This window comes from Acidobacteriota bacterium, from assembly GCA_016208495.1.
Lineage (GTDB): Bacteria > Acidobacteriota > Blastocatellia > Chloracidobacteriales > Chloracidobacteriaceae > JACQXX01.
Genome location: JACQXX010000105.1, coordinates 20,627 through 31,653, shown reverse-complemented (window position 1 = coordinate 31,653; position 11,027 = coordinate 20,627). Strand labels below are relative to the sequence as shown.

The window sequence follows — 11,027 nt, the reverse complement described above, 5'->3', positions numbered from 1 at the left end:
GAAATCCAAAGACTTCAATGGGGTCTGAGCTTTTGTCAGGGAAAGTGCCACCGAACTCAAAAGAAAATGGCTTCAACCCAAATGAAAATCGGGAAGTTGTTTTTTAACGCTCCCTGAGTACAAGTCCCCACAAAAGGGGGATGAAATTTAACCACTCGCTGGCAGAAACATTGGTTTTCGCCCGGATGGGCGCCGGAAAATAGCCGGTGGCAAGTGTCGCTTTGGACACGCGGCCACCGGACAGAGTCGCCATCACGGGTTCGCGCCCGGATGGGCGCTGGAGGTGTGGTTCGGTCACGTTTTCCGTGGAGTTTTGTCACTTGCTCACGATTCTGGTTCCAGCGCCCATCCGGGCGAAAACCGAAATTCCATCCCTTATTTATTATTTATGAGGACTTGCACTAAGGTAGTGAAAAAAGCTCCGTCAAGCTGGAGTACTCCACAGGTTTAATCTTCCTGTGTCTTTGATTGATCTGTAACCTGTTGGGTTGAAATATTTTCCCTGGTTTTCTTTTGAGGAGATTTTTTGGTTGGCGCCATGTTGGTAATAGCCTCGGTTGGTAATTCAGCCAGGTCGAGGAGCGGTGAATGAATGGTTGTTGTTTTCATCACCAGATCAAAATAGGGGCTGGCGGCAGTCAGCAACATATCGGCAAACATTCGGGCTGACGGACGATGCTGTGGGTTGTTCTCCAGACCTTTCAGAATGACTTCCACGACTTCGGGCGGTAACTCGGGGTTGGATTTGTCGGGTTCGGGCCTGGTGCTGAAGAGTTGATGGAGAATGACCCCAAGTGAAACATTTTTGGTCTCCACAAATGGGTGATGTCCGCACAGCATTTCAAACAGGATAACCGCTATGCTGAAAACATCAGCGCGGCCATCATAGTCATCACTTCGGAATCGTTCAGGGGCAGTGTAGATTGGTGTCCCAATAAAGCCGCCAGTCAATGTGAGTTTCTGAGCGGCCTCGGTGGTGTCACCCTCTAATAATTTCGCAATTCCAAAATCGAGCAATTTGACAACTTCGACCCCATCGGTTTGGTGAAGAAAAATATTTGCTGGTTTGATATCCCGGTGGATGATTCCCAACCGATGGGCTTCGGCCAGGGCCAGGCATACGGGATGTAAAATTTCCACGGTTCGTTTGAGCGAAAAGATTCGCCCAGGTGTCATTTCGTCGGCCAGGGTGTTGCCTTCAAGGAGTTCCATGACCAGATAGGCAATTCCTTCGGAGGAAATCCCCGAATCCAGCACCCGAATGGCATTTGGGTGCTGGATTCGGGCCGTTGAAATGCCTTCCAGCCGAAATCGTTCGACCGCCAGAGTGCTATCATTTCCGGGCGAGGGACGGAAAATTTTGATGGCAATGGGGATATTCAGGACCAGGTGTGTTCCACGGAAGACAGTGCCAAATCCGCCTGACCCAATTTGTTCATCAAGCCGATATTTGCCCTCCAGAACGGTGCCCGGAAGGGCTTTGGCCAGCGCCGAGAAAATCCGGTCCGCCTGGATTTGCGAGCGAATCAGTTCCTGATTCGCCTGATCAAGTTCGTGGATTTTCTGATTGAGTTGCTCGTTTTTTTGCTTCATTTCGGCTTCAGCCTGGGCCCGGCGGCGATTTTCAGCTTCCGTGGCGCGAGCCTGGATTTCAGCCGCTTCTGCTTTGAGCTGGGCCTCTCGAATACTGGCCTGGGTGCGAACCCGGTTGAGTTGGAGCTGAACCCCACCGATAATCCCTGCGGTAGATATGAGGGCATAGAGGCCATAGGCCCACCACCGTTTCCAGGGAGGCGGCAGCACTTTGATCCGAAGCGAAGCTCCGGTTTCATTCCAAACGCCGTCGTTGTTTGATCCTTTGACCTGAAAGGTATAGGTGCCGCCATCGAGGTTGGTAAACGTGGCGCTTCGCTGGGTCCCGGCTGGAATCCAGTGATCGTCAAACCCAATCAATCGGTAGGCAAATTGATTTCGCCGGGCATTGGTAAAACTCAGCGCCGCAAACTCAAAAGTAATAAAATTTTCAGTATAATCAATTGTTATTTCGTCGGTTTCCGTGATGGATGTTTCCAGCGAGACGTTCTGATTGAACTTTTTAAAATTTGTAATGACAATTGGCGGAACAAAGAGATTCTCGGTGACCTGGTCGGGGAAAAAAGAAGTAATGCCGTTGGTGCCACCGAAAAACAATTCACCTCCGCGTCCTTTACAAACCGCACTCTGGCTAAATTCATTGCCTTGCAATCCGTCGCTGGCGTCATACTTTCGAAATGACCTTTTTACCGGGTCAAATTTACAAATTCCCTGATTGGTGCTGAGCCAGAGCTGGCCGGCTGAATCTTCGAGAATACCCTCGATGACATCGTTTGGAAGTCCGTTGGCCTGGCGCAGGGCTTCAAAGGTTTGGGTGGCGGGATCAAACCGATTGAGGCCACCACCGCGAGTTCCAACCCAGAGTATTCCTGTCTGGTCTTCAAAGAGCGACAGCACCACATTGCCGCTGAGTGACGCAGGGTTTCCCGGCTGGTTGAGAAATGATTGAAATGAACTGGTTTGCCGGTTATAGCGGCACAATCCACCGCCGCGCGTGCCAATCCAAATATCTCCCTTCTGGTCTTCCAGAAGCGTATAAACGGCATCACTGCTCAGTGTTGATGCGTCAGCCGGGTTGGTTCGAAAACGGGTCCAGTGGGCTGTTTGTGGATGAAAACGGCATAAGCCCTGGCCGTTGAGCCCAACCCAGAGCATCCCTTCGTGGTCAACCACCAGGGATGAGATGTTATTGCTGGTGAGGCTATTGGGATTGAGCGGATCGTGGCGGTAATTGACAAAGATTTCTTGCGTGGGGTCAAATCGGCCAAGGCCACCACCATCGGTCCCAACCCACAGTTGCCCGGTCTTGTCCTGGGTAATGGCAAACACCGAATTATTACTCAAACTGGTTGGGCGACGTGGATCATTTTGGTAGGTTTTGACCTGTCCCGTTTGGGCGTCAATGCGACTCAGGCCACTTCGGGTGCCAACCCAGAGTGTCCCCTGGTAATCCTGATACAGTGATTTGACGGTTGTTTCAGGCATCCCTGTCGGAGTCCACTTCAAGGTTTGGAACCGCTGGGCCAGTGGATCATAGAAAAAAAGTCCCTCGCCTTCAGTGCCAATCCACAGGGTGCCGGCCCGATCCTGGCAAAACGAGCGAATAACTTCATTGCTGAGAGGCCCAGTGGAGTTATTTTTGAGAGGAATGCGAAGAAACCCATCACTGGCTGGACTGTATTGGCAAATTCCGCCGCCACGTGTGCCAACCCATAACAGCCCGGTTCGGTCCACGAACAGGGTGAAAATATAATCCGTGCTCACGGTTGTGGGGAGATTCGGATCAAACCGATATGACTTGAATTGCTCTGAGGTTGGGTCAAAGCGAAACAGGCCCTCGCCGCCAGTGCAAATCCATAATCTATCTGATTGGTCAGATACGATTCCATAAATGAATTTTGGCGTGGATCCAGGCTTATCCGTCAGCGGCGGGCGCACCTGGATAAAGTTGTCGGAGGTCGAGTCATAACGACACAGGCCACCGCCCCAGGTCCCAACCCACAACCGCTGTTGCCGGTCAAGATAGCACGTAAACACAATATTGGCTGGAAGGCTGGTTGGGTTCGCCGGATTGTTTTTATAGACTGTAAAGCGTTGTGTACGTGGGTCAAACCGACTTACCCCGCCCCCATAGGTTCCTACCCAGAGTGCCCCGGTGGCATCTTCACAAATGGCCCAGATCGAATCAGCCCCAAGGCTGGTCGGGTTGTGGGGATCGTGACGAAAGATTTGAAAGCGTTCGGTTTTTCGATCAAACCGACACAATCCTCCACCATCGGTTCCGACCCAAAGTGTGCCCTGGCGGTCTTCATACAAGACTTTCACAAAGTTGTTGGCAAGCGAAGTCGGATCCTGGGGGTGGTTGCGATAGATTTTAAAGTCGAGGCCGTCAAACCGGTTTAATCCATCCTGAGTCCCAACCCACAAAAAACCTTTATGATCCTGAAGCAGCGACATGACGCTGCTCTGCGAAAGTCCCTGCTCCAGGCCAATGGAACCAAATCGAAGCTGATGGGGTTGGGCGCTGACTTGAAACTGAATGGACACCAGCGCCGCTGCCAGGGTCCAGCCGACAACCAGGAAAAGATGGAGCGCCCATTTCTGAAATGCCATTGTGGTCGAGTACGAGATGAAGAGGTATGGAGGATACAGTTGACCCGGTGAGCCTCGAAAGTATAGGGAACGAGATTGGCGGGGTAAAGAAAATTTCGGTTGGACTGGAGTTCTTCTCGCGAAAACTTGACTTTCTCGCAGGGATTATATTTCTTTGGAGTGCTGCAACTTGTTGCAGCTTTGTCAGCCAGCGACTTGTCGCTGGAACTTTCAGCCTGACAGAGAGTTGGCCACGACAAGTCGTGGCGTGGAAAAGCGGTGACAGGTCACCGCACTCACAGTTGCAGGAGGACCTTATGTTGCTGGCGTTGGTCTTCGGCCTGGTTGGCTGGTTTTTTCCAGATCAATCCCCACGTGTTCAATCTCAGTCTGAGGAACCAGTTTCTCAGGTTCAGTTTCTGGACGAAAAAATTGACGTCACGATATATCCCTGGTGGATGCATACCCCCCGGCTGTATCACACCTGGGTAATCTGCAAGGTTCACAACCCGTCGTCCAAACCAGTCCGGTTACCGGTCACAAGCGTGGTTTTTGGGCAACGCGGAACATACACCGAAGACTATAAAAAGGCTCGTGCTTTGGCTGCCCAAACGGACTGGTTTCATGTCAGACAAGATGGCCGGTCTCTGGCCGTGACCAGGGATTTCTCAATTCAGGATGAATTGCAGGATTTGTATTCATTTAAGCTGTCTGCTGCAGATCGCCATCGGTACAACCGCTGGCTTGCGGAATGGGAAGCTTCGATTCCTGGGTTGCAAGCTCGAAAACTGGAATTCCAACGGCTGGCTGCTGACTATAAACCCGATACTTTCTATGTATTCGGAAAAAACAATCGAGCCAGTATGGTGAGCCTCACGACAAGGGCCGCAGATGCGCTCGAAACCACAGTGAAACCATATTTAATCGAGGGTGAAGTTGCACGAGAATTTTCATCTTTTCTTATTAGTTCAGACCCACAAGTCGCCATCCTCCGGATCATTTCCGAAATTGATCCAACTCTCCGCATTGATGAAGAGCGGGGAACTCGAAAGTACATCTCAATTCTCGACCCCGATCATCCAGAACGATATCAAGTCTACTTCCCCCGCTGGTCGGCTCAAATCCAAACCTGGATTGCCGCCCGTCCAGAGGTGGCTAAAGCCGCCAAACAAGTCATTGCCCACCACAAAAAATATCTCAAATACAATGCCGCTCGTGAAGCCTTGATCGCTTATGTCCGGAACACAGCCGGACTCTCTCAATCTCTCGCTGAGCAGTATGTTGCAATTGATAAAAATGAATCAGAAAGTTGGCGATTGGATCAGGTGTTGAGGCAGATCAGACCTGAAATCGAAGCTGAGTTAAACGCCAAATACCATCGGTTTCAAACCCGGTCTGATCAACTCCGGGGTCAGATAGGCGGCGGGCGCGTTTTGTGTTCCTTGACCGGTGAATTGTATGACCCGGAAGCCAATCGTTTCCTGGCCATCGGTGGACTGGCTCAACTCCCAGAAAATCGTCACCCATTACACATTCAAGCCGCACATTTAGGCGGACTGGCTGGTTTTTTGGGGTATCAGGACCTTGAACCCAAAGTTTTGACCTACCAGATTGAACTGGCGCCCTTTCAAACTTCGGTCCTCTCTACTGAATATGTCCTTGAATTGAGCGATGGAAGTCAGGTGGAGTTGTTTTCAGGTCAATTTGTGTATCAGTTGAAGACCCAGACTGCCTGGCAACGCCTGGGGCCAATTGAGTTTCGGGTCCGGTTTCCCAATTCGCTGTTTCCCATTTTTCAGCCTGAGACGGTTGCTTCAATTACAGAGAAAGACAGCACCCTTTTTACCATTCCAGTTTCCACATCAGACACTCACGTCTATTTCAATGTGCTTGAGAAAAAAAATCAATTCTGGAAGCTTGCGCCGAATCAAGAAAATTTGGAACGGCTTCGGACGGCGCTTGATCGGGTGCGTCACCCACACGTTCGGCAGGTCCTTGAAGCTGCAATGATCAGTCTCATCGCGCAGATGGAAAAACCATTTGCCGCCTGGGAACAGTGGCTGGCGCTCAAAAAAGAAAATCCGGCACACCCGGCAGGCTATCTGAGTTTCAAAGATGAGAATGAAATGGAGCAGTAAAGGGTTTTTAGATGAAGACCTTGAAGCCAATTGGCGAGAAGTTCTTGTTCCAAAGCTGGTTGCTCGCCAGAAAGAGACGTTGACACCAACTGAGTCGCTCCATCTGGCGGCGGTGTTGTGTCATTTTGGCGTCGAGTTGGAAAAAAATCTGGCTCAGGTGGTTGCAGTTGCTGGCCAATCACGGGAAATGGCACGGGAAACATTGGCTGCCCTCACGAAAATCAACACAGATAAGTCAGCCCAGTTGGAATTTTTCCTCCAATTTTTTCAGCCGGAACCTGAAAAGTGCGGTGAACTGGCTCAGGAATTACACCGGCTTGCCAGTTACAATTTACCAGACATGCACCATCCATCAGTGGCTGGGCGGCTGATTGAAGCGTATCTGCAAACGTCAGAACCTGATGTTCAGTCCCAAATTCTAAAGGCTATATTGAGTATCAAGCCAACTTTACCGTTTGAACAACTGATGAGATTGCAGCTCTCGGATGAAATTGGGGGAACCATCTGGCGTCAGTATGTGGCAGCGCTTGCAGAAAGTGATCCTGAACGGGCACGGGTGGTACTTCGGAAATGGTTTATTACTCGGCCAGCGCAAAAGTTTATCCTGCTCAAGCAACTGGCTTTGTTGAGTGACCCCCTCATCCGCGAGTCGGTCATAAAAGAACTTGAGGTTACCCGCGATGAGCGTGCCCGCCGGGAACTGGTCTCGATTGTCAGGGTATTTGGGGATCCAACCCTGTTGTTGTGGCTGAAGTTCAACCCCGAGATGGACCCCTGGATGGAAACAGCCTTGCTGGATTGTATTCCGAACGGGACATCCGACCCGCGTTTATTCAACTGGGTGGAAACCCAATTTCAGAACGCTGATCTGAACCGACGGCGTGAATTATTGATTCCATATCTGCGTGCATTCCAAAAGCTTGGTGACCGGCGGGCGCTTCCATATCTGTATTCCATGCTGGAAATGGGTCAACACCAGGAAGATATTGCAAAAGTGATTGGGGAAATCCTGCTGGATGAAGCTCTCCTTCAGGATCGCCCCTAATCCAAAAGTGTGTGATTTCGAACCGAGGAACCATGATTTTCAAGCCCATCTCATTGCGGCTCAAGTTTTTATGTTTCCTGATGACCTTTGCGATTGGATTAAGTACCTTGTCATAAGTTTCCTGAGATATTGGGTTTGGTAAGTGGTTGATCTTTTTCGTGTTTTTCGTGTTTTTCGTGGTTAAAATGTCTGGAAACTTTCGGTAAGGTACTTAGCCTGTGTTGAATGTTACGAGAGATTGTGCCGTCAATCTCATCAACCCAAACAACACTGTGTCAATATCACGAAGCCACTGTCTGTGCTCCCGAATGAGCGGGATGAGGTCAAAATCATTGCGGTAGGGTAATGACTGACTGGATTTGCCCGGCTCACTCTTCAAAAATTTGTTCTTCCCGCTTTACCCACCGGACTTTCTTCAGATTGACAATTGGCCAGCGTTCGGGTTCGATCCATTTTAATTCATTACAACTACGGGCTCGTGCCCGAATCACAACTGGTTTACCATCAACAAATTTGTAGTGGACAAGGCACCCACAGCCGCCAACTCCTCTTGATTTTGAGTCTAACTCCAGGGTTTTGGTTTTATAGTTAAAAGTCGGTAACCCAAAGATTTCCTTCTCGAAATACCCCTCGATGGATCCATCGTCCTGGGGTTCAAATTTTTGTAGCTGAATCTGTTTACCACGTTTTCTCCGTGGCTTTGACTCATCATAAAAATAGAAAAGATAAACCGGGTTGCCGGCACCAGGCGCACAAAAGATTTGAATTAAATATTGATACTCGGAAAGTTGATAAAACTCCATTCCGGCGGCGTCATTGTCAGCTTCATCAGCAAACGGGTGAAGCTTGTATGCCTCATCCCAGTGCAATTCATTGTACCAGGCCATCCGGTCCTGTGCCTTGAGGTTGGTTTTCTTGAGAGATGTTTGACCAAATACCTGATTGCTACTGGCCAGAATGAACAAAAGGATAAAAAACAGAAATGAACAAGTGTATTTCATGGATAGAGACTCCGAAAAAAATTGTTGGTTAAAACGGTTAAACCACTGTGGGAAAATAAATTACTCTCTCAGGCTATGTAATAGCACATCGAGAAAGGCGTTCGCATAGTTGGCGATGAGATCGTCCTTATCCGTGCCGTTGACGATTTTTCTCGCTCCAACAAAATCGCACTTGGTACCCTGGATGAAGTCGCTCAGTTTGACTCCGGTATAGCTGCCATTGCGCATGCCATAGGACAAAATTTTGTAAGCCCGGTCGTGATCAAGTGCATTGTCAGGGTTATTTTCAAGGTCGCCCCCAAAGAGGGCACTCATTCTACGATACAGCTTACGACCTGTAAGTTGAGCATACCCGCGTCCACGAAACAGATAGCCGTCATGGGGGCCATTTTCCAGATCTGCCCGATTATCATATTTCTTGCAATATCCAGGCCCGCCATCTTCATAGATTGGCTCATAAGTATGTTTGGTTTCGCGCTTCACGGTCGCCAGCATATAGGCCATCCACCGCAGGTCATATACTTCCTGATCGTCTTCGATGTATTTCAACAGCCGGGAAAGGCTGGCTTTGGTTGTTTCGCCGAGAGATGGTTTTTTTAAATTTGAAGTCACGGCCATCAATTGGAAAAACCGTGTGTGATGAAATCTGCCTTTATACGTGAATGATGGATTGGCCTTCGTTTTCACTTCATTGACCACAAGATTGAGCTTTCTGAGCGTTTCGCCTTGCGGAGACATATACATCCTGTTGCGCTCATCACCCTGGATATTATGCCGCCGTTGGAACAGTTCCAGGACCTGTAGGGTATAGCCGTCGACTTTTCCAGACACATCGAGTGGCCGCTCAAATGGACGCAAGTAGTGATATTGCAAAAGATAATTGAATAATTGCTGCACTCTGGTGACGTCCAGATAACAATTCGCCACAACACTTGCCGGTAGATCCGGATGGCCGACTGGTGCATCCAGGTGCTCGTAGTAGACCGTTTTTTTGGCGGGCGTTGTGGTTTTTATAAATTTATTGGGTTTTGTGCCCATAGAGAACCTCTGAACTGAAGATTTAAAATTTATTTTAAATTCCGGCTGAAATTTAATTCCTGCTGTTTCTTCAGAGTCTAGGGCAATCAATGTGCCAGAGCGGCGAGTAACGTTGGGTCGTTGAATCCACTCCAAAAAGTTGCGTTTTTTTGAGCAGTACAATACTTTGAGCCTGCATTCATTCGATCAATCCATTCTCAGGATCAATCCACACACATCATGAATATTGCCGATTGTCTCAAAGATGGCGGCGTGGTCGGGTCAGGCGGCGCAGGCTTCCCGACACACGTCAAAGCCGGTTCAACCGTCGAGTATGTGATTGCCAATGGCGCTGAGTGCGAACCGTTGCTCCATAAGGATTTTGAGGTCATGGTCAACTTTCCCGAACAGGTCGTGGCCGGACTCAAAATTCTGATGGCTGCAACCGGGGCGCCGCAGGGAATCATTGGAATCAAGGAAAAAAACAAAAAAGCGATTGAAGCGATTCGGTCCGCGATTGGTTCTGACGCCATCACGATCCATTTGCTGGGCGATTTCTATCCTTCGGGTGATGAATACATTCTGGTCTATGAAGCCACAGGCCGGTTGATCCCACCCCAGGGCATCCCGCTCGATGTCGGCGTGGTCGTCAATAACGTCGAGACGCTCTATAACGTCGCCGCCGCGTTTCAAGGGCGGCCTGTGACTGAGAAATTCATCACTGTGGCCGGCGCCGTCAACCATCCTATAACCTGTACGGTGCCAATTGGAACCAGCTTCAGAGATGTGATTGAACTGGCAGGTGGTGCCTCAGTTCCCGACTTTGCGGTGTTTGTGAGCGGGATCATGATGGGGGCGCTCGAATTCAACCTGGATTTGCCGATTACCAAAACCTGTGCCGGGTTGATTGTGCTTCCGACTGATCACACTCTGGTGCAGCGCAAATCCCAGCCGGAACAAAGCATGCACCGGATTGGAAAATCAGCCTGCGACCAGTGCAGTTACTGCACCGAACTCTGTCCCCGATATATGCTCGGCTATGACGTCCAGCCCCATAAGGTGATGCGCAGCCTTGGGTTTACCGCCACGGGCGAAAATATCTGGAATCAATTTGCCCAGCTATGTTGCGCCTGTGGGCTCTGCACGCTCTATGCCTGTCCGGAATACCTCTTCCCAAAAGAAGCCTGTGACAAAGGCAAGCGCGATCTAAAAGCCCAGGGAATCCCCTGGCAGGGAAATCGCCAGGTAACGCCGCATCCAATGTATGAATACCGCCGGACGCCAATCAAACAGTTGATGAACCGTCTCGGCGTCACCGAATACGATCACCACACCGAGTTTAAATTTCAGGCGATTGACCCGGCCCGGGTGGACATCCCGCTCACGCAGCATATGGGTGCCCCCGCCGTGCCGGTTGTTTCAGTGGGGCAACACGTCAGCGCCGGACAACTGATTGCTGATATTCCGCCTGGAAAGCTCGGCGCGCGCATTCACGCCAGCATCACCGGCGTCATCACCGAAATCAGCCCAAACGTTGTGATTGAAAAAACCAGGGACTGAGAAATCCAGGGCTGAGAGCTGAGGGCTTGGGGCACAGAAAGGGATGAGGGATGAAGGATGAGGGATGAAATAAAACCAGTT

At 50.0% G+C, this 11,027-nt stretch carries 7 protein-coding genes; 3 read left to right on the top strand and 4 right to left on the bottom strand.

What is annotated here, in order from left to right; translation table 11 throughout:
- Positions 1 to 103: 103 nt before the first annotated feature.
- Together HY774_21560 and HY774_21555 are read right to left on the bottom strand one after the other, a co-directional pair.
- Entirely contained in the window at positions 104 to 298 is a 195-nt protein-coding gene (locus HY774_21560) for a hypothetical protein (GenBank protein ID MBI4751074.1), read from the bottom strand.
- Positions 299 to 447: 149 nt separating this feature from the next.
- The gene (locus tag HY774_21555) at positions 448 to 4,206 is read right to left on the bottom strand and encodes a protein kinase (protein MBI4751073.1); all 3,759 of its coding nucleotides are present in this window, start codon (positions 4,204 to 4,206) and stop codon (positions 448 to 450) included.
- Positions 4,207 to 4,502: 296 nt separating this feature from the next.
- Between HY774_21555 and HY774_21550 the strand changes: the two genes are divergently transcribed.
- Entirely contained in the window at positions 4,503 to 6,323 is a 1,821-nt protein-coding gene (locus tag HY774_21550; GenBank protein ID MBI4751072.1) for a hypothetical protein, read from the top strand.
- Positions 6,307 to 7,368, top strand: a complete 1,062-nt coding sequence (locus HY774_21545; GenBank protein MBI4751071.1) for a hypothetical protein — start codon at positions 6,307 to 6,309, stop codon at positions 7,366 to 7,368. Before HY774_21550 ends, HY774_21545 begins: the two co-directional genes overlap by 17 nt.
- Positions 7,369 to 7,736: 368 nt before the next feature.
- Here HY774_21545 and HY774_21540 read toward each other — a convergent pair whose 3' ends face one another.
- Positions 7,737 to 8,369 carry a DUF1176 domain-containing protein gene (locus tag HY774_21540; protein MBI4751070.1) on the bottom strand — a complete coding sequence of 211 codons (633 nt, stop codon included), beginning with the start codon at positions 8,367 to 8,369 and terminating at the stop codon, positions 7,737 to 7,739.
- A gap of 60 nt (positions 8,370 to 8,429) precedes the next feature.
- Positions 8,430 to 9,407: a hypothetical protein gene (locus HY774_21535; protein MBI4751069.1), complete on the bottom strand. Its 978-nt coding sequence runs from the start codon at positions 9,405 to 9,407 to the stop codon at positions 8,430 to 8,432.
- Between the two features lie 219 nt (positions 9,408 to 9,626).
- Between HY774_21535 and HY774_21530 the strand changes: the two genes are divergently transcribed.
- Complete coding sequence (locus HY774_21530) at positions 9,627 to 10,946, top strand: 4Fe-4S dicluster domain-containing protein (protein ID MBI4751068.1); 1,320 nt, start codon at positions 9,627 to 9,629, stop codon at positions 10,944 to 10,946.
- The last annotated feature ends 81 nt before the right edge of the window (positions 10,947 to 11,027 follow it).